Here is a 22,365-nt window from a genome sequence, read left to right as displayed (position 1 = left end):
CCCGTCACATTCCCTTTGGCGGGACCAGTTGCAGGTAGAGCGTCGTCAGGACGAAGTTCACGGCGAACAGGAGCAGGAAGGTGATCACCACCGATTGGTTCACCGCGTCCCCGACGCCCTTCGGTCCCGGCGGCGGGTGCAGGCCGCGGTAGGCGGCCACCACGCCGGCCAGGAACCCGAAGATCACCGCCTTCAGCTCGCCGATCCACAGGTCGGACAGCTGTGCCAGCGCGTTGAAGCTCGCCATGTACGCGCCGGGCGTGCCGCCCTGCATGATCACGTTGAACGTGTAGCCGCCGAGCACGCCGACGACGCTGACCATGCCGTTGAGCAGCAGCGCCACCAGCATCGCGGCCAGCACCCGCGGCACCACCAGCCGCTGGATCGGCGAGATCCCCAGAACCTCCATCGCGTCGATCTCGTCGCGGATCTTCCGGGAGCCGAGGTCCGCGCAGATCGCCGAACCGCCGGCCCCCGCGATCAGCAGCGCGGTCACGATCGGGCTGGCCTGCTGGATGATCGCCAGCACGCTCGCCGCGCCGGTGAACGACTGGGCGCCGATCTGCCTGGTCAGCGAGCCGAGCTGGAGCGCGATCACCGCGCCGAACGGGATCGACACCAGCGCGGTCGGCAGGATCGTCACGCTGGCGATGAACCAGCACTGCTGGATGAACTCACGGATCTGGAACGGGCGGCTGCGCATCGCCCGCACCACGTCGAGCGCCAGCGCGAACATGCGGCCGGTCTCCCGAAGCCCGCCCGCACCCGGGAACCGCGCCTGGGACGGCGAACTCACGACTCACCCCGCTTGCGGCCGAACCAGCGGCGCCGCGACGACTCGACCGGCTCCTCCCCATCCCACGGCGTCGCCTCCGGCTGCCGGGGGTGGGGCGTCGGGCGCGCCTGCTGCGGCGGCACGTCGGCGACCGCCGCCGGCGGGAGCCGGTCCGGGGCCGCCGCCTGCACCGGCTCGGTCTGCTGCGGCCACGCGCCGGTCGCGGGCGTGGAAAAACCGTAGAGCGCCAGCTCGTCCGGGGTCAGCGTCTTGAGGATCTCCTGCTGCGCCGACGGGTTCAGCGTCCGCAGCTGGCGCAGCACCCGGTCCTTGCGGCGGCGCACCGCGGTCCGCTCCGGCATCCCCGGCGAGACCTCCAGCTGCGCCATCATCGGCGGCACGGCGAGCTCGCTCAGCCGCGCCAGCTCGGACGGCCCGATGTCCTTCTCCTCGCTCATGCCGATCGGCCCGTCGGCGCGCCCGTTGAGGAACTGCACCACCACCGGCTCGGCCGAGGTCAGCAGCACCTCGCGCGGCCCGAACATCACCAGGTTCCGGCGGTAGAGCATGCCGATGTTGTCCGGCACCGTCCGGGCGGTGTTGATGTCGTGCGTGACGATCAGAATCGTGGCGTCGATCTGCGCGTTCAGGTCGACGATCAGCTGGTTCAGCAACACGGTGCGGACGGGGTCCAGCCCGGAGTCGGGCTCGTCGACCAGGATGATCTCGGGGTCCAGCACCAGCGCGCGGGCCAGCCCGGCGCGCTTGCGCATACCGCCGGAGATCTCGCCGGGAAGCTTTTCCTCCGCGCCGAGGAGACCGACCATCTCCATTTTCTCGAGCACCAGGTCGCGGATCTCGGACTCGCCCTTGCGGGTGTGCTCGCGGAGCGGGAACGCGATGTTGTCGTAGAGGTTCATCGACCCGAACAGCGCGCCGTCCTGGAACAGCACGCCGAACATCTTCCGGATCTCGTAGAGCTCGCGCTCCGAGCAGGTGCAGATGTCCGTGCCGTTGATGACCACCTTGCCCTGCTCCGGCTTCAACAAGCCGACCAGGGACTTCAGGAACACCGACTTCCCGGTCCCGGAAGGCCCGAGCAGCACGCTGATCTCGCCGGGAGGAAGCGTCAGAGTGACGTCCCGCCAGATGGTCTGCGCGCCGAAGGACTTCGACAGTCCGTCGACAACCACCTCGACGCCCATCCGCACCTCCGCGTTCCTCGAATTAACCGCATCGGGGGTAACCCCGGTGAGGCAGCCTGGCACATGTGACGCGCTTAACGAAGGTCATCGGCGTCACACCTATGCAACGAGCCTGACGCGAACGGGTTACTCGCCAGTTCACTTCGATTCGGGAAACCACAGGATTCGTCCGGTAAAAGCGATTCTTCTTTCCGGGACAGCAAAAAGGGCGAGTACTCGCAACCGCGAGTGCTCGCCCTTTTACCGTCAGTCAGATGCTCACTTGACGGAGACCGAAGCGCCGGCCTCTTCCAGCTTGGCCTTGACCTCTTCGGCCTTCTCCTTCTCGACCTTCTCCAGGATCGGCTTCGGAGCGCCCTCGACCAGCTCCTTGGCCTCCTTCAGGCCCAGGCCGGAGACGATCTCACGGACGACCTTGATGACCTGGATCTTCTTCTCGCCAGCACCCTCGAGGATGACGTCGAACTCGTCCTGCTCCTCGGCGGCCGGGGCAGCGGCGCCGGCCGGGCCCGCCACGATGGCGGCCGGGGCGGCGGCGGTGACGTCGAAGGTCTCCTCGAACTGCTTCACGAACTCCGACAGCTCCAGGAGGGTCATCTCCTTGAAGACGTCCAACAGCTCATCGTTGCTCAGCTTCGCCACGGCGGCGTTCCTTTCAGTTCAGTGCCCGGGAACGGGAAGTACCCGGGTGGGGAGTTCTTGCAACCGACAACCGCATCCCATAGGGACTCAGGCGTCGGCTTCGCCGCTCTTCTTCTCCTGCAGAGCGGCGGCCAACCGAGCCACCTGGGACGCCGGCGCGGCGAACAGCGCGGCGGCCTGGCCCATCTTGGCCTTCATGGCACCGGCCAGCTTGGCCAGGGTGACCTCACGGGAGTCGAGGTCGGCAATGCCCTCGACCTCGGACACGGACAGCGCGCGGCCGTCCATGTAACCGCCCTTGATCACCAGGGCCTTGTTGTCCTTGGCGAATTCACGCAGAGCCTTGGCCGCGTCGACCGGCTCGCCCTCGACGAAGGCGATCGCGGTCGGGCCGACGAACAGGTCGTCGAGGCCCTCGACGCCGGACTGCTCGGCGGCACGCTTGACCAGCGTGTTCTTCGCGACACGGTACGAGGTGCCCGCACCGAGGGCACGACGCAGCTCAGACAGCTGCGCCATGGACAGCCCGCGGTACTCGGTCACGACCGCAGCGGTCGAGTTGCTGAACTTGTCCGCGATCTCAGTGACCGCATCAACCTTGTCGGGCTTCGCCATGTCGCCTCCTCTCTATTTCCGGCTGTGATCCGCATCCAGTCGGTCCTGAGACGACAAAACGCCCCGGCGCAGGGAAGCACGGGGCGTCAAGATCATGGGCGCGCAGCGCGCGCACGGATAGCCTCGTCCCTCCTGCGCGGGCCGCCCGCATCTCACGGGACCTTCGTTCTCCCCACCCCTGGCGGGGCGCGGAGAAGACCAGCGGTCTTGGGTGGAACCTCGACCAGCGTACGCGACCCGCCCCGGGGCCCACCAACCACCCCCGGTCCTGCTTTCCGGCGGTCACCGGTCGTGACCTGGACGCGACGGCCGGGCATCATGTGGTGCGTGGCTGATCAGCACGAGTCGCCCCGCCCGAACCTGCCGGAGAAACCGCGCACCGCGGAGGTCGTCGACGCCGAGGTGGTGGACAGCGAGGTCGTCGAGGCCGACGCACCGGCCCGCCCGCAGCAGCCGGCGGACGACGCGGAGTTCCGCCAGTACCAGCAATTCCTGGAGTTCCAGAAGTTCCGCGAATGGCAGCGGTCCCAGGACGGGGAAGTAGCGGTCCCACCGCCGGCGGCGCCCCTGGCGGCGACTCCGACGATGCCGAAGAAGGCCTGGTGGAAGCGGGCCCTGGGCCTGCTGCGCTACAAGACGGTCCGCCGCCTGATCTACCTGCTGCTGGCGCTCCTGCTGCTCAACTACCTGTACAACAGCGTGATGACCTCCTGGTTCGGCAGCACCGGAGGCGGCAACGGCAACGGCAACGGCGGCATACCGGCCGACTCGGTGCCGGTGAAGTCGACGAACCCCCAGCAGGCGGTGCGCAGCGTCTACAACTACCTGCGCGGGGCGGGCCCGGAACGGACCTGCGAGCTGTTCGACGCGGATGGCAAGTCCGGCTTCGCCGGCGCCTACCAAGCCCCGGACTGCGCCACCGCGGCGCGCCAGGTGCACGAGCAGATCACCGACCCGAACGCGTACGCGAACCCCAAGTTCGACCACAACGCGGTGACCGAGATCGGCCAGGAGGCCCAGGTCCTCGGCTGCCGCGTGCAGGTCAACGGCGGTCCCCGCCTCGGCACCTTCAAGCTCACCCAGCAATCGGACGGCGGCTGGACGATCAGCGCCTACGCCCTCCAGGCCGAGAGCTGCGGCGGCTAGCGAGTTTCCGATATTGCCCGGAATTGGGCCTTCGACGCGAAAGGGCGGGCCGCCCCTGGTGGGGTGGCCCGCCCTTTCAGCGGAACTCCGGGATCAGGCCGAGGCCGTGATCCGGGTCGCGTTCGGGTCGACCGGGATGCCCGGGCCCATCGTGGTCGTGAAGGTGACCTTCTTCAGGTACCGGCCCTTCGACGCCGACGGCTTCGCGCGCAGGATCTCGTCCAGCGCAGCCGCGTAGTTCTCCACCAGCTTCTCGGTGTCGAACGACGCCTTGCCGATGATGAAGTGCAGGTTGGCCTGCTTGTCGACGCGGAAGTTGATCTTGCCGCCCTTGATCTCCGTGATCGCCTTGGTGACGTTCGGAGTGACGGTGCCGGTCTTCGGGTTCGGCATCAGGCCGCGCGGGCCGAGCACCCGAGCGATCTTGCCGACCTTGGCCATCTGGTCCGGGGTGGCGATCGCCGCGTCGAAATCGAGCCAGCCGCCCTGAATGCGCTCGATCAGGTCCTCGGAACCAACCGCGTCCGCACCGGCGGCCTCGGCCTCGGCGGCCTTGTCCCCGACGGCGAACACGATGACGCGGGCAGTCTTACCAGTGCCGTGCGGCAGGTTCACGGTGCCGCGGACCATCTGGTCTGCCTTGCGGGGGTCGACGCCCAGCCGCAGCGCCACCTCGACGGTGGCGTCGTACTTGACCTTGGCGGTCTTCTTGGCCAGCTCGGCGGCCTCCGTCGGCGCGTACAGCCGCGCGCGATCGATCAGCTCGGCCGCCTGCTGATATGCCTTGCTGCGCTTTGCCATTTCTGTCCCTATCGCAGGTGGATCAGTTGTGGTTGGTCGGGCTGCGCTGGAGCCCTCCCACACTGCCAGCCGTCCGGCTGGGTCAGCCCTCGACCGTCAGGCCCATCGACCGGGCGGTGCCCGCGATGATCTTGGCGGCCTGGTCGATGTCGTTGGCGTTGAGGTCGGCCATCTTGGTCTGCGCGATCTCGCGGACCTGGTCCATGGAGACCTTGCCGACCTTGGTCTTGTGCGGCTCGCCGCTGCCCTTGGCCACGCCCGCCGCCTTGAGCAGCAGCCTGGCCGCCGGCGGGGTCTTCAGCGCGAAGCTGAAGGAGCGGTCTTCGAACACGGAGATCTCGACCGGCACGACGTTGCCACGCTGGTTCTCCGTGGCGGCGTTGTAGGCCTTGCAGAACTCCATGATGTTGACGCCGTGCTGACCCAGCGCCGGGCCGACCGGCGGGGCCGGGTTGGCCTGGCCGGCCTGGATCTGCAGCTTGATGATCGCTGCGAGCTTCTTCTTCTTGGGCGGCATGTTTGCTTCCTGTGTCTTCGCTATCCGGTTGCCCGGCCCCGCCTAGTGGCGGAGCCGAATCGGCGAGACCACGAAACGGTGGCTTCGCCCGGTTCTGCGCACGGGTCCTGCCAGATCCGCGCGCAGCCGCCGCACTCCCGCACCGCGGGAGAACGGTCAGATCTTGGAAACCTGGCTGAACGAAAGCTCAACCGGCGTTTCGCGGCCGAAGATCGACACCAGCACCTTGAGCTTCTGGGCGTCCGGGTTGACCTCGTTGATCGTCGCGGGCAGGGTCGCGAACGGCCCGTCCATGACGGTGACGGACTCGCCGACCTCGAAGTCGACCTCGACCGAGGGCTTGGCGGCGGCCGAAGCGGCGGCCTTCTTGCCCGGTTCGGCCTTCTTCTCCTCGACCTGCGGCGCCAGGAACTTCAGCACGTCGTCGATGGTCAGCGGCGACGGCTTGGAGGTGGCGCCGACGAAGCCGGTGACGCCCGGCGTGTTGCGCACCGCGCTCCAGGACGCGTCGTTGAGCTCCATCCGGACCAGGATGTAGCCGGGCAGCACCTTGCGCTGCACCAGCTTGCGCTGGCCGTTCTTGATCTCGGTGACCTCTTCGGTCGGCACCTCGACCTGGAAGATGAAGTCCTCGACGTCGAGCGTCTGGGCCCGCGTTTCGAGGTTGGTCTTGACCTTGTTCTCGTAGCCCGCGTAGGAGTGCACGACGTACCAGTCGCCGGGGGCGCGCCGCAGCGCCGCGCGCAGCTCCTCGACCGGGTCCGCTTCGGCGGCCACTTCTTCCGCGGCCACTTCTTCGCCGGCCGCTTCCTCGCCGGCTTCGCCTTCCTCACCGGTTTCGTCGGCGTCCTCGGCCGACTCCTCGGCCTGGTCGGCCGAGTCGATGTCCTCGCCGGAGTCGGCGCTGTCCGCGGATTCGACTGCGTCGACCGAGTCGGCGGTCGCCTCGGCCTCCGCGGCCTCGGGCTGCACCTGCTCGTCGGTGAGGCCGGTGGATTCCTGGCCCTCGTGGGAGGTCACAGTCGGTCTCGCTTCCTCTCGTGCGTTGCGTGCCGGGTCGTCGTTCCGCCGCCGGCACCACCTAGGGCGGGCCCGCAGCCGTTCAGCCGGAGCCGAACAGCCAGCCCACTCCCTTGGCGAAGAGCACGTCCACGCCGGCGACGAACGCCACCATGATGCTGACGAAGACCAGCACCACGAGGGTGTAGGTCGCCAGCGCCTTGCGCGTCGGCCAGATGACCTTGCGCAGTTCGGCGACGACCTCGCGCAGGAAGCGTCCGATCTTCCGGAACAGCGAAACCCGACCCTGCCGGCCATCCCGCGACGGGGTGGGCCGACCCTTCGACTCAGTTGTGCGCGCCGAGTTCGTTCCGGCCGAACCCGACTCACCGGACCGGCCCTTGCGGCCGGCCGGACGGGCGGAGGCACGGCGCTCGCGCCGCGCCGCGGCGCTGGACGGACGGGCTGCGTCGTCGCGCGCTCCGTCCTGCTCCTGCTCGCGGTCCTCGCTCACGCCCATCCTCCGCTCACCGTCGCATCGACGCAGGGGTGACAGGACTTGAACCTGCAACCTGCGGTTTTGGAGACCGCTGCTCTGCCAATTGAGCTACACCCCTTTGCGGCCCTGGAGCTCGACCGCATTCAGGACGCCCGCCACCGGCCTTGGAACCGGGGTTCCACGGTGTTCAGGCATCCAGGTTCGAAAGTGTACGGCACGCCGACGACCTTGCTCCAACGGCACCCCCTGAGCCGGGTCGTGAACAACTCCGCCGCAGGTGGGGAGCGTGTTCGACGACACGCCGCGTCTGTCAGGATGCAAGCATGGCCGCACCTCAGACAGACCAAGAGACCAGGGCGCGGGTGTCCGCGCGGATCGGCGGGATCAGCGAGTCCGCCACGCTGGCCGTCGACGCCAAGGCGAAGGCGCTCAAGGCGGCCGGCCGACCGGTGATCGGGTTCGGCGCCGGCGAGCCGGACTTCCCGACGCCGCAGCCGATCGTGGATGCCGCCATCGCCGCCTGCTCCGACCCGAAGAACCACCGCTACAGCCCGGCGGCCGGCCTGCCGGAGCTGCGCGAGGCCATCGCCGCGAAGACGCTGCGTGACTCCGCCTACACCGTGCAGGCCAGTCAGGTGCTGGTGACCAACGGCGGCAAGCAGGCCGTCTATCAGGCGTTCCAGACGCTGCTCGACCCGGGCGACGAGGTCCTGCTGCCCGCCCCGTACTGGACCACCTACCCGGAGGCGATCACCCTGCCGGGTGGAGTTCCGGTGGTGGTGCCCGCCGACGAGTCGACCGGCTACCTGGTTTCCGTCGAGCAGCTGGAGGCCGCGCGGACGCCGCGCACCAAGGTGCTGCTGTTCAACTCGCCGTCCAACCCGACCGGCGCGATCTACCCGCCGGAGCAGGTCGAGGCGATCGGTCGCTGGGCGGTCGAGCACGGCATCTGGGTGGTCACCGACGAGATCTACGAGCACCTGGTCTACGGCGACGCCCGGCACGTGTCGATGCCCGCCGTGGTCCCGGAGCTCGCGGACACCTGCGTGGTGCTCAACGGGGTCGCCAAGACCTACGCCATGACCGGCTGGCGGGTGGGCTGGATGATCGGCCCGCCGGACGTCATCAAGGCGGCCGGGAACCTGCAGTCGCACCTGTCGTCCAACGTCGCCAACGTCTCGCAGCGGGCCGCTCTGGAGGCCGTCAGCGGCTCCCTGGACGCCGTCGCGGAGATGCGCTCGGCGTTCGACCGCCGCCGCCGCAAGATCGTCGAGCTGCTCTCGGCGATCCCCGGCGTCAGCTGCCCGGAGCCGCAGGGCGCGTTCTACGCGTACCCGTCGGTCAAGGGCCTGCTGGGCAAGGAGATCCGCGGCGTCCGCCCGGAGACCAGCGTGGAGCTGGCGAGCCTGGTCCTGGAGCAGGCGGAGGTCGCGGTGGTCCCGGGCGAGGCATTCGGCACCCCGGGCTACTTCCGCCTGTCCTACGCCCTCGGTGACGAAGACCTCGTCACCGGCGTGACCCGGATGGCGGAACTCCTCGGCGAAGCCAAGTAGTCCCGCAACACGCGAAAGGCGCCCCCGGCGGCTCGGCCGGGGGCGCCTTTCGCGTTCTCACTACTCCGGGAGGCGGACGGTGGCGCTGGCGCCGCCGAGGACGCCCTGGTCAGCGCTGCGGGCCGTGATGCTGACCTTCACCGTGCCGTCGTCGTTCTTCTTCGCGACCTTGCCGGACAGCTCGACCAGCGCCCCGGTTCCGTCGTCGGGGACCACCACCGGCCGGGTGAACCGCACGCCGTAGTGCACGATCGCGCCCGGGTCGCCCGTCCACTCGCTGACCAGGCGGCCGGCGACGGCCATCGTGAGCATCCCGTGGGCGATCACGTCGGGCAGGCCGACCTCGGTCGCGAACCGCTCGTTCCAGTGAATCGGGTTGAAATCGCCGGACGCCCCGGCGTAGCGGACCAGATCGGCACGGGTGAGCGGCACGCTCAGCACCGGCAGCTGGTCGCCGACGGCGACCTCGGACATCCGCACGCTCATGCCAGTTCCGCCTCTCCGCGTTTCGCCGTTTCTTGTAGCTGGCTAGCGTCACGTTCCCCTGAGGTGCGGTTGAGGAGGACTCGGGTTGGCACAGGGCTCCTCATGCGCCCTCCTCCTCGTCGGTCGTGCCGCGGGCCACCAGCATCGACTTCGCGGTGCACACCGGCTCGCCGTCGACGGTGCCGATCTCGGCGCGCACCGTCAGGAAGTCGTTGCCCGCGCGGACCTTGATGTCGTCCACGTGCACCACGGTGACGAGGCGGTCGCCCGCCCGGATCGGCCGGTGGTGGGTGAAGTCCTGCTGGCCGTGCACCACGCGGCTGTAGTCCAGGCCGAGCTGCGGGTCCTCGACGATCGCGTCGTGGGCGGCCATGGAGAGGATCACCGCGAACGTCGGCGGCGCGATCACGTCCGGGTATCCGGCGGCCTTGGCGGCGTCGACGTCGCGGTACAGCGGCGAGTCGTCCTTGATGGCCGCGGCGAACTCGCGGATCTTCTCCCGGCCCACCTCGTAGGTGACGGTGGGCGGGTACTCACGCCCGATGAATGACTGGTCAAGCGGCACGCCCGCAGGCTACCCGGCACACCTGGGCACAACGACGAGAGCCCGCCCCCGGGTACCGGGGGCGGGCTCTCGCTGAAGCTGGGGTTGAAACCGCTCGATCAGCGGGTTTCCTTGTGCAGCTTGTGCGTACCGCAGTTCGGGCAGAACTTCTTCATCTCCAAGCGGTCCGGGTCGTTGCGCCGGTTCTTGTTGGTGATGTAGTTGCGGTGCTTGCACTCCTCGCACGCCAGCGTGATCTTGGGTCGGACGTCGGTGGCGGCCACGGGGGTGCCTTTCTCTCTCGGTCGTAAATCCGGAACGGTTCGCCGTAGATCCGTGCGAACCCGTGACTGGTAGCGGTGGCCGGACTTGAACCGGCGACACAGCGATTATGAGCCGCTTGCTCTACCGACTGAGCTACACCGCCATGCTGGGACCTTCGGTGCACGCACCTCGCGCCTCAGCCGACGCAGGATATCCCATGCAAAACAGCCACAGCACCCAGTTTACCGAGTACCGCAGCTGCCTTTCGAGCCCCAATACGGAATCGAACCGTAGACCTTCTCCTTACCATGGAGACGCTCTGCCGACTGAGCTATTGGGGCGTTTCCTTGCGGAACGTCTAGAACTTTACACACCGCCCGGACCCCCTCGAAACAGGGGGGTACCTTTTTGCGAAAACGCAGGTCATGACGGGGTTTTCACCCCACAGGCGGCGCATGGGGGCGAAAACCGGGCTCAGTGCAGGAGTGTGAGGACGGTCTCGGACCGGGCGCCCCGGCCGCGCTTGGTGCGGGCCTGCAGCCACGCCTCGAACCGCTCCTCCGAGAGCGGGCGCGAGATCAGGTAGCCCTGGGCGACGTCGCAGCCCATCTCCACCAGCTGATCGCGGGCGGCGTCGTCCTCGACGCCCTCGGCGACCACCGCGAGGTCCAGCGAGTGCCCGAGCTCGACGATGGAGCGCACCACCGCCATGTCGCCGAGATCGGTGCCCATGCCGAGCACGAAGCTCTTGTCGATCTTCACTTCGTCCACCGGCAGCTGCCGCAGGTAGGCCAGCGACGAGTAGCCGGTGCCGAAGTCGTCCACCGCCAGCACCACGCCCATCGCGTGCAGCCTCCGCAGCAGCGGCAGCGAGCGTTCGGGGTCGGCCATCACGCTGGACTCGGTCAGCTCGAAGGTGAGCAGCTCCGGCGGGATGTCGTGGCGCAGCAGCGCCTCGCCGACCCGGTCCGGGAAGGTCTCGTCGGCGAGGTTGCGCACCGACAGGTTCACCGCCACCGACATCCGCAGGCCGCGATCCATCCACTTCCGGATCTTGATCAGCGCGCACTCCATGACGAACGCGGTGAGCGCGTCGACCAGCCCGGTCGCCTCCACCAGCGGCACGAACTCGTCCGGGTCCAGCCGCCCGTACTCGGGGTGCGACCAGCGCACGAGGGCTTCGGCGCCCACCACCTGGCGTTCGGGCAGCGCGACCTTCGGCTGGTAGTGCACCTCGACCTGGCCGGTGTCCAGCGCCTGCCGGAACTGGGTGACCAGCTGGAAGCGGCGCAGGAAGACCTGGCCCATCGCGGGGGCGTAGCCGCGCACCCCGTCCTCGCCGTTGCGGGCCGCCCGGACCGCGACGTCGGAGCGCTGCAGGAGGGTGTCGATGTCGGTCTCGCACTCGCCGTCGGCCGGCGCGGACGAGGCGTACCCGGCGACGCCCGCGGCCTCCACGACGATCCGGTCCAGCGGGTACGGCTTGCCGATCACCTCGCGCAGGTGCTGGGCGAACTCGTGCGCCTGGGCCTCGCTGTGGTCCAGCAGCAGCACCGCGAAGGAGTTCGCTTCGAGCCTGGCCAGCGGCGCCTCGCCGAGTTCGTCGCGCATCCGGCGCCCGGCGGCGACGATCATCCGGTCGCCCCAGGTGTAGCCGAGGGCCTCGCTGACGGTGGTGAGCACGTCGAGGTCCATCCGCAGCACGACCGCAGTGCGCCCGTTGCGCAGCTCCTCGGCGGCCATCTCGCGGAAGCCGGTCCGGTTGAGCAGGCCGGTCAGCGGGTCGTGGTAGGCGTCGTGCCGTAGCCGCGCGAGCAGGCGGCGGTTGTCCATCGCGGTCGCGAGGTGGCTGGCCAGGGTGTGCAGCAGTCGCACGTCGGCCCGGCCGAAGCCGCGCCACCGGCTGACCCGGTCGTGCACCTCGACCGCCCCGAGCAACTGGCTCGCGCCGCGCAGCGGCACTACGAGCGCCTCATAAGCGCCGCGCTGGCGCAGCGCGCGCCGCACCTCTTCGGGCGCTTCGAGCGTCCGGAAGGAACGCACGTGGCTGCCCGGCAGCTGGAGCAGCGGATCGTCGCGCAATGCCGAGGGCGCGGCTTGCTGCGCCATCTCCGGCAGCGACTCCCCCGCGACTAGCGTGCTGACCTCGCCGCTCGGATCCAGCCGCAGCCGCAGCACCACGCGGGTCGCGTTCAGCTGCTCCCGGATCCGCTCCGCGACCGGCTCCCACTCGCTGACCGACACCTCCGGCTCGCCGGCCACGGCGTCTGAAGGGCCGTGCGCGGCGGTCTGCCCGGAGCGGGCCACGCTCAGGCTGACGTCGCTGAGTGCCTCCAGGTCGCGCTGCTCGCGCAGCAGGCCGGAGTAGGCGCGGTACAGGCCGATCACGGCCACCGCGACCAGCGCCACCAGCAGCCAGCCCCACGGCGTGCTGATCGAGACCTCGTAGCCGACCAGGCCGACCGAGGTGTTGAGCAGGCCCACGGCCAGCGTGTTCACCGCGAGCCGGACACCGGCGGACACCCGCATCGCGCCGCCCAGCACGTGCAGCGCGGCGAGCGCGAAGGCGCAGCTGATCAGCGGCGACGTCAGGGTGCCGACGACCGGGCCGAACCAGGCCGGGGCCACGTCGACCAGCGCCAGGTTGACCGCGTTTGCCACCGCGAACGGCACCGCGATCTCCAGGCACAGCACGCCCGCGTTGTAGACGACGTGGGTGGCCGCGCGACGTCCGACCTGCGCGCCGAGCCCGGCCAGCAGGTTGGCCGCGAGCACCACCTCGAACGGCACCGTCAGCAGCCCGAGGATCAGCGGGATCTCGGTGAACGAGATGGTCCAACCGACCCGCTTCACGTCGACGTCGATGGTCAGCTGCTCGGCCAGCAGGAAGCCCATGGCCAGCAGCGGTCCGATGAACAGCAGGTCCGAGCGGTAGTGGAAGGGCAACCAGGCCGAGGTCGCGGCGGACGCGAGGAGGCCGGCGGCGAGGACCACGAACGAGAACCCGGTGAACATCCGGCGCCGGACCGGATCCACCTCGGCGCGCACCGGCGGGCGGGCGGATTCCAGGCTGGATTGCGGACCGAGGGAGCGGTGACGCTCGATCATCCACGCTCCTCCCAAGCCGGCGGCGCGTGCGCACCACACGAATGCCGTGGCAAATCGTGACGCACGACCGCGCGGAAGGCCAGGGGCCAATGGTCCCCGTCGCATCTGCTGGACGCACGCAGCTGCGTTGATGCGGGTGGTTCGCGGCGACATCCTTGCACAGCATCGGGAGTTGACCAGCAAAGATTTCACAACGACCGCCGGGTGCCGCGGTCCGGCGGGTGCGGCGAGGCGCACCCCGGAGATTTGTGATGATCGCCGCAGCAACCAATCGGGCCGAATACCGTACGCGACCGGCGAGAACGGACGGTTACTACTGCAGTCCGAACTCGTCGAGGAAATCCCGGACCGCGCGGTCGAGATCCGCCAGCCCCGACTCCTCCACCGGGAGGTGGCCAGCGCCGCTGAGCGTCGCGAAGCGGGTGGGCCCGGCGATCCGGTCGAAGAACTGGCGGGACAGCAGCAGCGGCGTCCACCGGTCGTCGTCGGGGTGCGCCAGCAGCAGCGGCGGCCCAGCGTAGTCCTCGGGCGCCACCGCGGGCGGAGTGGCCAGGCAGCTGCGGGCGAAGCCGAGCGCGAGCCAGCTTCCGCCGCCGATCTCGTCGGCCCACACCAGGTTGGCGAACTGGCCGTGGTTGGACGCCGCGGCGATGTTCGTCAGCCAGTGCACCGGCACCCGCGCCGCCGCGAGCGGCTTCGGGACCAGCGTCAGCAGCCCGGCCCACTGGGCCATCTCCGGCCGGGCCGCGAGCCGCCGCCGGACGTCGTCGCGCTGCGGGTCGGCCAGGCAGGTCGCGATCACGCCGGCCACCGCGCCGCCGGCCTGCGCGGCGACGTCGTAGGCGAGCCGGCCGCCGGTGCTGACGCCGAGCAGCACGATCGGCCGCTCGTCGCGGGCCCGCTCGGCCTCGACCAGGTCGAGCACGCAGGAAACCCAGTCCCGGTAGGTGATCGCGCGCCGGGAGGCGCCGGTCAGGCCGAAGCCGGGCAGGTCGGGGGCGATGAATTCGAAGTCCGCCAGCGACGGCAGCCGCCCGTACGGGGCGAGCATGCGGCCGTAGGTGCCGACTCCGTGCAACGCGATCAGCTTGGTCGGGGCGCTCGGGCGCGCGACGCGGTCGAGGTGGACCGCCGTGCCGCGCCACGGCCACCACTGCTCGGCCGGGGCGTTCTCGGCGGTGACGCGGAGCGCACCGGGGAAGAAGTCCTGGTAGCGGAGCCAGTACTGCTGGTCGCGGTAGCCGGGGCCGACGACGGTGGCGGACCCTGGGGTGGATGGAGCCGAAGGCACACTCCGAACATACGGACCGGACCGGACGATGCGCATCAGCCAACAGCAGGCACGGACCTGGTTCGCGCGGGCACGGTCGGCACGCCTGGCCAGCGCCGATGAGCTGGGACGACCGCACCTGGTGCCGATCACCTTCGCGATCCGCGGGGATGTGATCGTCACCGCAGTGGACCACAAGCCGAAGCGGACCACGAACCTCAGGCGGCTGCGCAACATCGCCGCGAACCCGCAGGTGGCGCTGCTCGCCGACCACTACGAGGACGACTGGTCCCGCCTGTGGTGGGCGCGCGCCGACGGCGAGGCGGAGCAGACCGGCAGCGCGGCGCGCCCGGATCTCGTCGCGGCGCTCGTGGAGAAGTACCCGCAGTACCGGGAGCACCCGCCGACGGGCACGTTGATCGTGATCCGGGTGACACGGTGGAGCGCCTGGTCGGCCGAACAGCCGTGACAGAACGCCATTCCCGCTGGTCGCGGGGGTTCTTATCCGCTCTTCCGCTCCAGGTGGACGACGTCCGAGTCGAGATCGAGCGGGCCGCCCGCCTCCCGGTCGTCCTCCTTGACGACCTCCACCCAGGCGAGCTGTTCCAGCTGATGCCTGGCCCCCGCGCTGAACAGGCCCTCGACGCCCAACGCCGCCGAGGCGGTCCGGCGCTGCTCCTCGGACTGCGCCGGGGTGGGCGGCGCCGCGGCGCGCTGCTCCTGCCGCCGCTTCGCCCGACCTGCTCGATCTATGGCCATCCGCCCAGGTTAGCCCGGTCGCGGCGGCGTCGGCCGGTGCTGCCGAGAAGACGCCAAGCCGCGCCCGGCGGCCGGCGGGCGCGGGTCAACTAGGCTGCGGATTCGTGCCCGATCCGTACTTTGTCCTGGTCAGCACGGCGGAACTCGCGGATCTGGCGAGCGCGCTGGACGTCGTCGACGACCAGGCCGAGCTCAACCACCGCTACCGCAAGCTGATCGCCGACTCCCGCCAGGTGCTGGCGGCCGAGGAGATCCGCCTCACCCAGGCCCGCGGGCTCGCGAAGCGGCTGATGGTGCTCGTCAAGGCGGCCGGCCCTGACTTCCGCGACGGGCTGCCGGAAACGGCCCGCGCGGCGCTCGACGCGGGCCTGGCCCAGGCCGATGCGCTGGTCTTCCACCCCGAGCCGGACTGAGCGGCCCCCCTGGAATACCGATGACGGCCGGTATGTATTATTTCCTCGCAAGCCAGCGATGCTGGTGCGCACGCCAGGTTGCCCGAGCGGCCAAAGGGAGCTGACTGTAAATCAGCCGGCAATGCCTTCGGAGGTTCGAATCCTCCACCTGGCACTCAGCGAAGATGCCCCTGTGACCGGTCCGGTCGTGGGGGCATCTTCGTTTGCGCTGTTCGTGGCCGGTGCCGGGGACGAGCGCGAATCGACTCCGGCTCGACCGGTCTCCGGTCTGCTGCGTTGGCCGGTAGCGTGTGGCGGCAGAACTTCGCAGCTCGCGCTGCTTCGGCTCAACAGGAGGTAGTCACGTGGCAAACCCGTCCTTCGACGTGGTGAGCAAGGTGGACCACCAAGAGGTGGACAACGCGCTGAACCAGGCGGCAAAGGAACTCGCCAACCGGTTCGACTTCCGCGGCACCGGCTCGAAGATCCAGTGGTCGGGCGAGAACGGCGTGGTGCTGGAGTCGGAGACGGAAGAGCGCTGCAAGGCCGCCATCGAGGTCTTCAAGGAGAAGCTGATCAAGCGCGGCATCTCGCTGAAGGCGCTGGACATGGGTGAGCCGGCCAGCTCCGGTCAGATCTTCCGGGCCACCGGCAAGGTCGTGCAGGGCATCTCGCAGGAGGTCGCGAAGAAGATCTCCAAGAAGATCCGCGACGAGGGCCCCAAGGGAGTCCAGGCCCAGATCCAGGGCGAGCAGCTGCGGGTGTCCGGCAAGAAGAAGGACGACCTGCAGGCCGTGATCCAGCTGCTGAAGTCCGGCGACTTCGACGCCCCGCTCCAGTTCGAGAATTTCCGGTAAACCACCGCTGGAGGACCCAGGTGAAGGGGATCGTGCTGGCGGGCGGCAACGGGACGCGCCTGTATCCGCTGACGCAGGCCGTGTCCAAGCAGCTGCTCCCGGTCTACGACAAACCGATGATCTACTACCCGCTGTCGGTGCTGATGCTGGCCGGCATCCGGGAAGTGCTGCTCATCTCGACCCCGGCCGACATGCCGCTGTTCCGGCGACTTCTCGGGGACGGCTCCCAGTTCGGCATCCGCATCGAGTACGCCGAGCAGGCCCAGCCCAACGGACTCGCCGAGGCGTTCGTGATCGGGGCGGACTTCATCGGCGATGATCCGGTGGCGCTGGTGCTCGGCGACAACATCTTCTACGGGCAGGGCTTCTCCCGGGTTCTCCAGCAGTGCGTTCGCGATCTCGACGGCTGCACCCTGTTCGGCTACCCGGTCCGCGACCCGCAGCGCTACGGCGTCGGCGAGGTGGGCGAGGACGGCCGGCTGGTGTCGATCGTGGAGAAGCCGGCGGAGCCGAAGTCCAACATGGCCATCACCGGCCTGTACTTCTACGACAACGACGTGGTGGGCATCGCCAAGGGGCTGACGCCGTCGGTCCGCGGCGAGCTGGAGATCACCGACGTCAACCTCGCCTACCTGCGGGAGGGCCGGGCGCGGCTGACGCAACTCGGCCGCGGCTTCGCCTGGCTGGACACCGGCACCCACGACTCGCTGGTGGAGGCCTCGCAGTTCGTGCAGGTGCTGGAGCACCGGCAGGGCGTGCGGATCGCCTGCCTGGAGGAGATCGCCCTGCGCATGGGCTACATCTCGGCGGACGAGTGCTTCGAGCTCGGCGCCAAGCTGGCCAAGTCGGGCTACGGCGAGTACGTCATGGACGTCGCCCGCCGCTCCGGCGCCTCAGGCTGACCCGTCCACTCCTCCTCCCACGCAATTTCAATGGAAATCGAAGGTCCGATTTCCATTGAAATTGCGGAAGTTGTCCACAGGAACCCGAGGTTGTCCACAGGTTGCCGCGTGTCGGGGCGCGACACGCCGTTACTGTCCCGCAATTTCCATTTGAGCCTTTTTCATCCTGGTCGGCCCGCAGTCGCGGGTCGTAAAGCTGCACGTCGATGGGTGTCGCATGCGCCGCAGGCGCATAGCCCACCTACGACACTGGCACCGCCGCGGGTTCTCAGAGGTTTCCTGGCGAGGACGGCCCTGACGCCGTGTATTGGGCATACATAAGTCAGGGCACCCACAGTCCAGGGAGCCTCTGAGGTTCCGCTACTCGCACCGCCACGCAGAACGAGGTTGGAAAAGCCTCATTGAAATTGCGTCACCAGGCCGGGGGGAGCTGGTGGCCGGCCATGCCTTCCAGGCGGCGGATGCGGTCGGCCATCGGCGGGTGCGTGGAGAACAGCCTCGCCAACCGCTCGCCGGGGCGGAACGGGTTCGCGATCATCAGGTGCGACTGGGACACCAGCTGGGGCTCCGGTGACAGCGGCGCCAGCTGGGTACCGCGCTCCAGCTTGCGCAGCGCCGACGCCAGCGCCAGCGGATCCCCGGTCAGCTGCGCCCCGGACGCATCGGCCTGGTACTCGCGGGAGCGGCTGACGGCCATCTGCACCACGGCAGCCGCAATCGGGCCCAGCAGCGCCACAAGCAGCATCGCGAACGGATTGGGTCGGTTCTCGTCGTTGCCGCCGAACATGCCGAAGAACATCCCGAAGTTGGCGAGGAACGTCACCACGCTGGCGAGCGCCCCGGCGACGCTGGAGATCAGGATGTCGCGGTTGTAGACGTGCGAGAGCTCGTGGCCGAGCACCGCGCGCAGCTCGCGCTCGTTGAGCAGTTCGAGGATTCCCGACGTGCAGCACACCGCGGCGTTGCGCGGGTTGCGGCCGGTGGCGAAGGCGTTGGGCGCTCGCGTCGGGCTGATGTACAGCGCGGGCATCGGCTGCCGCGCCGAGGTCGCCAGCTCGCGCACGATCCGGTACATGGCCGGTTGCTCGGCCTCCGACACCGGCCGGGCGCGCATCGCGCGCAGGGCCAGGTTGGCCGAGTTGAAGTACGCGTAGCCGTTCATGCCCAACGCCACGAAGAACGCGATGACCAGGCCGGTCCGGCCGAAGATCGACCCGACCAGCAGGACCAGCGCGCTCATGCCGCCGAGCAGCAGAGCGGTCTTCAAACCGTTGACGTGACTGTGCACCGTGCCTGCCTCCGCCCGAGGGCCAGTCCCGGTTCCCCGACCGGGATGGATGGCCTCCCAGAACACCTTTCCACGTAATCCGAAGGTCACCCAGAAAACGACTCGGCGCGAGTCGTAGTTCCGCTGGGCGGATGTGCTGAAGCCAACGTCACCGGAGGGCCGGACCACCGGGCTCGCGGGCTTACCATGGTCAGCTAGTTGAAATCACAACCTTTATCCGGTTCGGGGACCGGAGAACCAGAAGAGGGCACTGAATGATCTTCGCCAGGCTGCGTCGCCGGCACTCGACCAGCAAGGGCACGCCGGCGCGAACCGGTATCTCCGGCGGCTTCCTCCCCCCGACGCCGCTCGACAGCGGCCTGCTGACCTGCCAGGTGCACGACGAGAGCGGCTCGCTGCTGCCCGGCGCGACCGTGACGCTGCTGGACCGGCTGAACCAGCGGTCCGCGCACGGCACCACCGACAGCTACGGCTGCTTCGTCACGTCAATCGCGCCCGGCACCCACAAGATGTCGATCAGCGCGGGCGGCTACCGCCGGTACACCACCCGCGTGGAGGTGCGGGTCAACCAGCAGTGCTCGCTCGGCGGCATCCGCCTGGAGCCGGACGCCTCGCTGGAACTGCCGCGCCCGGGCCGCTACCGGTTCGACCCGTACCACACCGAGATCCGGTTCATCGCCCAGCACATCGGCATGTCCAAGATCCACGGGATGTTCAAGAACTACGACGGCGTGGTGGAGGTGGCGCCGCGGTTCGAGGACTCGCGGATCCAGGTGGCCATCGACGCGGCCAGCATCGAGACCGGTGTGAAGATGCGCGACGACCACCTGCGGTCGGCGGACTTCTTCGACGTGGCCAACCACCCGCGGATCACCTTCACCGGCGACCGGTTCACGCACCTGCGCGCCGATCGCTGGATGATCAGCGGCCGCCTGGCGCTGCGCGGCACCAGCAGCCCGGTGCAGTTGGAGACCACCTACCTGGGCCAGCGGAAGTGGCAGGGGCCGGGCTTCGACGGCGACCTGCGGGTCGCCTGCCACGCGACCGCGACGCTGCGCCGCGAGGACTACTCGGTGAACTGGCAGGCCACCCTGGCGAAGGGCATCGCCGTGGTCGGTCCCACGATCAGCATCGAGCTCGGCGTGCAGGCCGTCCTGGACGAGTAACGAAGAAGGGCGTCGTTGCAGGTCAACGACGCCCTTCGCACCCCGCCCCCTCAGGCGTGGAGTTCCATCGTGCAGCACTTCGGGCCGCCGCCGGACTTCCGGAGCTCGGAGATGTCCAGCAGGACCGGCTCGTAGCCGCGGGCGGCCAGCCGCGCGGCGAGCCCGGTCGCCTCCGCGGGCAGCACCACGTGCCGCCCATCGGAAACCCCGTTCAGGCCGAGGCAGGCGGCGTCGGTGGCGTCGGCGATCACGGCGTCCGGGAACATCCGCTCCAGCACGCGGCGCGACCCGGGCGAGAAGGCATCCGGGAAGTAGGCGATCTGCGCCCGCTCGCCGCGCTCCAGCACGAACAGCGCGGTGTCCAGGTGGTAGTAGCGCGGGTCGACCAGCCGCAGCGAGACCACGGGCACCCCGAGCACCTCCTGGGCCTCCGCGTGCGCTTCCGGATCGGTGCGGAACCCGCTACCCGCCAGCAGCACCCGGCCGGTCCAGGCGAAGTCGCCCTCCGCCTCGTTGATCCGCGACGGCATCACCAGGTTCCGGTAGCCGCGGGTGACGAACCAGCGCCGGAAGTGCTCGGCCTCTGCGGTCCGCTGCGGCGCGCGGAACCGGGCGCCCAGCACCCGGTCGTCGATCACGGTCGCCGAGTTGGCCGCGAACACCATGTCGGGCAGGCCCGGCTGCGGCTCGACCAGCTCGACGACGTGCCCGAGCCGCTCGTAGGTGCGCTTCAGCTCCGTCCACTGGACCATCGCCAGGTCGGCGTCCACCGGCTTGCCCGGGTCCATCCACGGGTTGATCGAGTACTCGACGGTGAAGTACTCGGGCGCGCACATCACGTAGTGGCGCGTGGTGGCCTGGGGCGGCGCGAGGGCCTCAAGAGCCGAATCGGCGGTAACCGTCATGAATCGAAATCTAAGTGTTCTCCTGAACGCCCATCAATAACGCTACGTTCGTTTTTTACGGCAGAATGTTGCGTATGGACGCCTTGGACCAACGAATCATTTCGCGCCTGGTGGCCGACGCCCGGGCGAGCTACGCGGAGATCGGCGCGGAGGTTGGCCTGTCGGCGCCCGCGGTGAAGCGCCGGGTGGACAAGCTGCTGGACCAGGGCGTGCTGCAGGGGTTCACGGCCGTCGTGGACCCGGAGGCGCTGGGCTGGGGCACGGAGGCGTTCGTGGAGGTGCACTGCGACGGCAACGTCCCGGCGCACCGGATCCGCAACGGCCTGGAACCGCTGCCGGAAGTGGTCGCGGCCTACACGGTGTCGGGGCAGGCGGACGCGATCGTGCACCTGCGAGCGGCGAACATCCACCACCTCGAAGAGGCGATGGAGCGGCTGCGGTCGGTCGAGTTCGTGAGCCGGACGGTGTCGACAGTGGTGCTCTCCCGGCTCCTGGAACGCCAGCCCCAACCGGAGTGAGGCGACTGCCCTCGTGAGCGTTTTGGAGCGCCATGGCGGTCCGAAACGCTCACGAGCTTCCCGTGGTGCGCTGGCCGTTCCAGGGCTGGAAACCGGCGATCTCCGCGTCGGCCGGAGTGCGGAACCACACGTCGGCGACGATCTTGTCGTAGGCCGGCGATTCGGGGCTGTGGTACTGCCTCGACGCGGAGTGCCCCTTGATCATCGGCCCCGAGCCGCCCTCCCGCCCAGGCCGCGGCCCGGCGCCGGGCGTCCGCCGCGGCAGCGGCGGCGGCTCCGCCGACCCTTCCGCGCTGGCCGCGCTCTCCGGCCCTCGGTCTGCGACCTTCGGGATCACCTGCGTCGCATCCGCTCCGACCGGTGGCACGTACGGCGTCTCGGCCGCTGCGCCGCTGCGCGGCTCCACGTTCTCGAACAGCGACCGCAGCTGCCCGGACAACCGCGACTCCGTCGCGTCGTCCGCGTCTTCGAGCCGCCCGGAGATCTGCGACTCCTCGGGCTCGGCCTCCGGCCACGCCGAGATGTCGGTCGCGGGCTCCTCCGCCTTCCGCTCCGCGGCCGGCGATTCCACCGGCACTTCCGCGGGCGGCTGCACCGGCTTCACCGACTCCGTCGGCTCGTCCGCATCCGGCTCCTCGGACTTCGGGAACTCAGGCTTCGGGAACTCGGGCTTCGGGGCCTCAGCCGCCGATGGCACTCGCGGCTGCACCGCGGTCACGGCGGCGTCGGCCTGGTCGACCCCGTTCACGCGTTCGTCCCACTGGCGGAACCACTCGCTGTCCGAGTCGGACCGCTCGGGATTGGCCTTCTCCGGCGCCACCCAGGCGCGCGGGGCCCGGCCCCAGTCGCCGACCTCGGGGTCGTCCGGCCGCTCCCAGCGCGGCGGCGCGGGTTGCAGCAGGTCCAGCGGGGCTTCGGCGACGGCCGGCTCGTCCTGCTCGTACAGGTACTCGCCCTCCGGGTAGCCGGCGCTGAGTTCGGCCAGTTGCCTGCGCAGCGGGCGGACGAAGAGCAGCCAGGTGATCAGCGCACCCAATGCGAACGCGGCGAGGCTCCACAGCCACACCTGGGTGAACAGCCAGGTGATCACGAGAGATGTCCCTCCTCAGGGCTCCAGCAGCGCCGCCAGTTCTCCGGGGATACCTATCACGCGG

The 22,365-nt window shown here is 69.4% G+C and carries 25 protein-coding genes and 4 tRNA genes; 9 read left to right on the top strand and 20 right to left on the bottom strand.

Translation table 11 applies throughout. From position 1 onward, the window contains the following. Positions 1-4: 4 nt before the first annotated feature. The 4 genes from AC07FN_RS33240 to rplJ form a co-directional block, all read right to left on the bottom strand. Positions 5-736 (bottom strand): MlaE family ABC transporter permease, encoded by a 732-nt coding sequence (locus tag AC07FN_RS33240; RefSeq protein WP_478399192.1) that lies wholly within the window; start codon positions 734-736, stop codon positions 5-7. A gap of 56 nt (positions 737-792) precedes the next feature. Beyond that, positions 793-1,980, bottom strand: coding sequence for an ABC transporter ATP-binding protein (locus AC07FN_RS33235; RefSeq protein ID WP_478399171.1), 1,188 nt, complete (start codon positions 1,978-1,980; stop codon positions 793-795). A 258-nt stretch (positions 1,981-2,238) separates the two neighbouring features. Next, positions 2,239-2,622: a 50S ribosomal protein L7/L12 gene (rplL, locus tag AC07FN_RS33230; protein ID WP_093265703.1), complete on the bottom strand. Its 384-nt coding sequence runs from the start codon at positions 2,620-2,622 to the stop codon at positions 2,239-2,241. A gap of 87 nt (positions 2,623-2,709) precedes the next feature. Next, complete coding sequence (rplJ, locus tag AC07FN_RS33225; RefSeq protein WP_132490296.1) at positions 2,710-3,237, bottom strand: 50S ribosomal protein L10; 528 nt, start codon at positions 3,235-3,237, stop codon at positions 2,710-2,712. 327 nt (positions 3,238-3,564) lie between these two features. On the opposite strand from rplJ, the gene AC07FN_RS33220 reads away from it, so the two are divergent. After that, positions 3,565-4,383 carry a hypothetical protein gene (locus AC07FN_RS33220; protein WP_478399170.1) on the top strand — a complete coding sequence of 273 codons (819 nt, stop codon included), beginning with the start codon at positions 3,565-3,567 and terminating at the stop codon, positions 4,381-4,383. 93 nt (positions 4,384-4,476) lie between these two features. Here AC07FN_RS33220 and rplA read toward each other — a convergent pair whose 3' ends face one another. From rplA to AC07FN_RS33195, 5 genes are all read right to left on the bottom strand, one after another. Next, the gene (rplA, locus tag AC07FN_RS33215) at positions 4,477-5,184 is read right to left on the bottom strand and encodes a 50S ribosomal protein L1 (protein ID WP_132490298.1); all 708 of its coding nucleotides are present in this window, start codon (positions 5,182-5,184) and stop codon (positions 4,477-4,479) included. A gap of 82 nt (positions 5,185-5,266) precedes the next feature. After that, positions 5,267-5,701: a 50S ribosomal protein L11 gene (gene rplK, locus AC07FN_RS33210; protein WP_358608342.1), complete on the bottom strand. Its 435-nt coding sequence runs from the start codon at positions 5,699-5,701 to the stop codon at positions 5,267-5,269. Between the two features lie 156 nt (positions 5,702-5,857). Then, positions 5,858-6,721 carry a transcription termination/antitermination protein NusG gene (gene nusG, locus AC07FN_RS33205; protein WP_478399169.1) on the bottom strand — a complete coding sequence of 288 codons (864 nt, stop codon included), beginning with the start codon at positions 6,719-6,721 and terminating at the stop codon, positions 5,858-5,860. A gap of 82 nt (positions 6,722-6,803) precedes the next feature. Continuing rightward, entirely contained in the window at positions 6,804-7,214 is a 411-nt protein-coding gene (gene secE, locus AC07FN_RS33200; protein WP_478399168.1) for a preprotein translocase subunit SecE, read from the bottom strand. A 30-nt stretch (positions 7,215-7,244) separates the two neighbouring features. Continuing rightward, a tRNA-Trp gene (locus tag AC07FN_RS33195) sits at positions 7,245-7,317 on the bottom strand. 205 nt (positions 7,318-7,522) lie between these two features. On the opposite strand from AC07FN_RS33195, the gene AC07FN_RS33190 reads away from it, so the two are divergent. Further along, on the top strand, positions 7,523-8,752 hold the full coding sequence (locus tag AC07FN_RS33190) for a pyridoxal phosphate-dependent aminotransferase (protein WP_478399167.1): 1,230 nt from the start codon (positions 7,523-7,525) through the stop codon (positions 8,750-8,752). Positions 8,753-8,812: 60 nt separating this feature from the next. Here AC07FN_RS33190 and AC07FN_RS33185 read toward each other — a convergent pair whose 3' ends face one another. From AC07FN_RS33185 to AC07FN_RS33155, 7 genes are all read right to left on the bottom strand, one after another. Next, positions 8,813-9,238 carry a MaoC family dehydratase gene (locus AC07FN_RS33185; protein WP_358574915.1) on the bottom strand — a complete coding sequence of 142 codons (426 nt, stop codon included), beginning with the start codon at positions 9,236-9,238 and terminating at the stop codon, positions 8,813-8,815. 100 nt (positions 9,239-9,338) lie between these two features. After that, positions 9,339-9,803, bottom strand: a complete 465-nt coding sequence (locus tag AC07FN_RS33180) for a MaoC family dehydratase N-terminal domain-containing protein (RefSeq protein ID WP_478399166.1) — start codon at positions 9,801-9,803, stop codon at positions 9,339-9,341. A gap of 98 nt (positions 9,804-9,901) precedes the next feature. Next, positions 9,902-10,066: a 50S ribosomal protein L33 gene (gene rpmG, locus AC07FN_RS33175; protein ID WP_010315521.1), complete on the bottom strand. Its 165-nt coding sequence runs from the start codon at positions 10,064-10,066 to the stop codon at positions 9,902-9,904. Positions 10,067-10,133: 67 nt separating this feature from the next. Further along, positions 10,134-10,209 (bottom strand) — tRNA-Met (locus AC07FN_RS33170). A 105-nt stretch (positions 10,210-10,314) separates the two neighbouring features. Beyond that, a tRNA-Thr gene (locus AC07FN_RS33165) sits at positions 10,315-10,387 on the bottom strand. Positions 10,388-10,520: 133 nt separating this feature from the next. Further along, entirely contained in the window at positions 10,521-13,154 is a 2,634-nt protein-coding gene (locus AC07FN_RS33160) for a putative bifunctional diguanylate cyclase/phosphodiesterase (RefSeq protein WP_478399165.1), read from the bottom strand. A gap of 313 nt (positions 13,155-13,467) precedes the next feature. Continuing rightward, the gene (locus tag AC07FN_RS33155; RefSeq protein ID WP_478399164.1) at positions 13,468-14,445 is read right to left on the bottom strand and encodes an alpha/beta fold hydrolase; all 978 of its coding nucleotides are present in this window, start codon (positions 14,443-14,445) and stop codon (positions 13,468-13,470) included. 28 nt (positions 14,446-14,473) lie between these two features. Here AC07FN_RS33155 and AC07FN_RS33150 point away from each other — a divergent pair, with 28 nt between their 5' ends. After that, the gene (locus AC07FN_RS33150) at positions 14,474-14,893 is read left to right on the top strand and encodes a TIGR03668 family PPOX class F420-dependent oxidoreductase (RefSeq protein WP_478399163.1); all 420 of its coding nucleotides are present in this window, start codon (positions 14,474-14,476) and stop codon (positions 14,891-14,893) included. Positions 14,894-14,925: 32 nt separating this feature from the next. Here the strand turns inward: AC07FN_RS33150 and AC07FN_RS33145 are convergent, their stop codons facing one another. Continuing rightward, complete coding sequence (locus AC07FN_RS33145) at positions 14,926-15,183, bottom strand: hypothetical protein (RefSeq protein ID WP_478399162.1); 258 nt, start codon at positions 15,181-15,183, stop codon at positions 14,926-14,928. Positions 15,184-15,287: 104 nt separating this feature from the next. Between AC07FN_RS33145 and AC07FN_RS33140 the strand changes: the two genes are divergently transcribed. The 4 genes from AC07FN_RS33140 to rfbA all read left to right on the top strand — a co-directional run bounded on the left by AC07FN_RS33140 (position 15,288) and on the right by rfbA (position 17,334). Then, complete coding sequence (locus tag AC07FN_RS33140; RefSeq protein WP_132490316.1) at positions 15,288-15,596, top strand: hypothetical protein; 309 nt, start codon at positions 15,288-15,290, stop codon at positions 15,594-15,596. Between the two features lie 72 nt (positions 15,597-15,668). Further along, positions 15,669-15,750: transfer RNA gene (locus AC07FN_RS33135), tRNA-Tyr, on the top strand. 190 nt (positions 15,751-15,940) lie between these two features. Further along, complete coding sequence (locus AC07FN_RS33130; protein WP_132490318.1) at positions 15,941-16,432, top strand: YajQ family cyclic di-GMP-binding protein; 492 nt, start codon at positions 15,941-15,943, stop codon at positions 16,430-16,432. A 20-nt stretch (positions 16,433-16,452) separates the two neighbouring features. Next, positions 16,453-17,334: a glucose-1-phosphate thymidylyltransferase RfbA gene (gene rfbA, locus AC07FN_RS33125; protein WP_478399161.1), complete on the top strand. Its 882-nt coding sequence runs from the start codon at positions 16,453-16,455 to the stop codon at positions 17,332-17,334. Positions 17,335-17,746: 412 nt separating this feature from the next. On the opposite strand, the gene htpX is transcribed toward rfbA, so the two are convergent. Then, positions 17,747-18,622, bottom strand: a complete 876-nt coding sequence (gene htpX / locus AC07FN_RS33120) for a zinc metalloprotease HtpX (protein WP_358574906.1) — start codon at positions 18,620-18,622, stop codon at positions 17,747-17,749. A 254-nt stretch (positions 18,623-18,876) separates the two neighbouring features. Here htpX and AC07FN_RS33115 point away from each other — a divergent pair, with 254 nt between their 5' ends. Continuing rightward, positions 18,877-19,788 (top strand): YceI family protein, encoded by a 912-nt coding sequence (locus AC07FN_RS33115; protein ID WP_478399160.1) that lies wholly within the window; start codon positions 18,877-18,879, stop codon positions 19,786-19,788. A gap of 50 nt (positions 19,789-19,838) precedes the next feature. Here the strand turns inward: AC07FN_RS33115 and ddaH are convergent, their stop codons facing one another. Next, the gene (ddaH, locus tag AC07FN_RS33110) at positions 19,839-20,693 is read right to left on the bottom strand and encodes a dimethylargininase (RefSeq protein ID WP_478399159.1); all 855 of its coding nucleotides are present in this window, start codon (positions 20,691-20,693) and stop codon (positions 19,839-19,841) included. Positions 20,694-20,767: 74 nt separating this feature from the next. Between ddaH and AC07FN_RS33105 the strand changes: the two genes are divergently transcribed. Further along, positions 20,768-21,211: an Lrp/AsnC family transcriptional regulator gene (locus AC07FN_RS33105; RefSeq protein WP_093265728.1), complete on the top strand. Its 444-nt coding sequence runs from the start codon at positions 20,768-20,770 to the stop codon at positions 21,209-21,211. Positions 21,212-21,260: 49 nt separating this feature from the next. Here AC07FN_RS33105 and AC07FN_RS33100 read toward each other — a convergent pair whose 3' ends face one another. Continuing rightward, positions 21,261-22,301 (bottom strand): LapA family protein, encoded by a 1,041-nt coding sequence (locus tag AC07FN_RS33100; RefSeq protein WP_478399158.1) that lies wholly within the window; start codon positions 22,299-22,301, stop codon positions 21,261-21,263. Between the last annotated feature and the right edge of the window lie 64 nt (positions 22,302-22,365).

This window comes from Saccharopolyspora sp. NPDC045941 (assembly GCF_056431445.1).
The sequence above is the reverse complement of the archived record's forward strand: the minus strand, read 5'-3'. Positions and strand labels throughout refer to the sequence as shown.

Coding starts and splice junctions, on each gene's coding strand:
- AC07FN_RS33240 (WP_478399192.1), bottom strand. CDS start 736: ATGTTCGCGCTGGCGCTCGACGTGGTGCGGGCGATGCGCAGCCGCCCG.
- AC07FN_RS33235 (WP_478399171.1), bottom strand. CDS start 1,980: ATGGGCGTCGAGGTGGTTGTCGACGGACTGTCGAAGTCCTTCGGCGCG.
- rplJ (WP_132490296.1), bottom strand. CDS start 3,237: ATGGCGAAGCCCGACAAGGTTGATGCGGTCACTGAGATCGCGGACAAG.
- rplA (WP_132490298.1), bottom strand. CDS start 5,184: ATGGCAAAGCGCAGCAAGGCATATCAGCAGGCGGCCGAGCTGATCGAT.
- rplK (WP_358608342.1), bottom strand. CDS start 5,701: ATGCCGCCCAAGAAGAAGAAGCTCGCAGCGATCATCAAGCTGCAGATC.
- AC07FN_RS33190 (WP_478399167.1), top strand. CDS start 7,523: ATGGCCGCACCTCAGACAGACCAAGAGACCAGGGCGCGGGTGTCCGCG.
- AC07FN_RS33185 (WP_358574915.1), bottom strand. CDS start 9,238: ATGAGCGTGCGGATGTCCGAGGTCGCCGTCGGCGACCAGCTGCCGGTG.
- AC07FN_RS33160 (WP_478399165.1), bottom strand. CDS start 13,154: ATGATCGAGCGTCACCGCTCCCTCGGTCCGCAATCCAGCCTGGAATCC.
- AC07FN_RS33150 (WP_478399163.1), top strand. CDS start 14,474: ATGCGCATCAGCCAACAGCAGGCACGGACCTGGTTCGCGCGGGCACGG.
- AC07FN_RS33145 (WP_478399162.1), bottom strand. CDS start 15,183: ATGGCCATAGATCGAGCAGGTCGGGCGAAGCGGCGGCAGGAGCAGCGC.
- AC07FN_RS33115 (WP_478399160.1), top strand. CDS start 18,877: ATGATCTTCGCCAGGCTGCGTCGCCGGCACTCGACCAGCAAGGGCACG.
- ddaH (WP_478399159.1), bottom strand. CDS start 20,693: ATGACGGTTACCGCCGATTCGGCTCTTGAGGCCCTCGCGCCGCCCCAG.
- AC07FN_RS33105 (WP_093265728.1), top strand. CDS start 20,768: ATGGACGCCTTGGACCAACGAATCATTTCGCGCCTGGTGGCCGACGCC.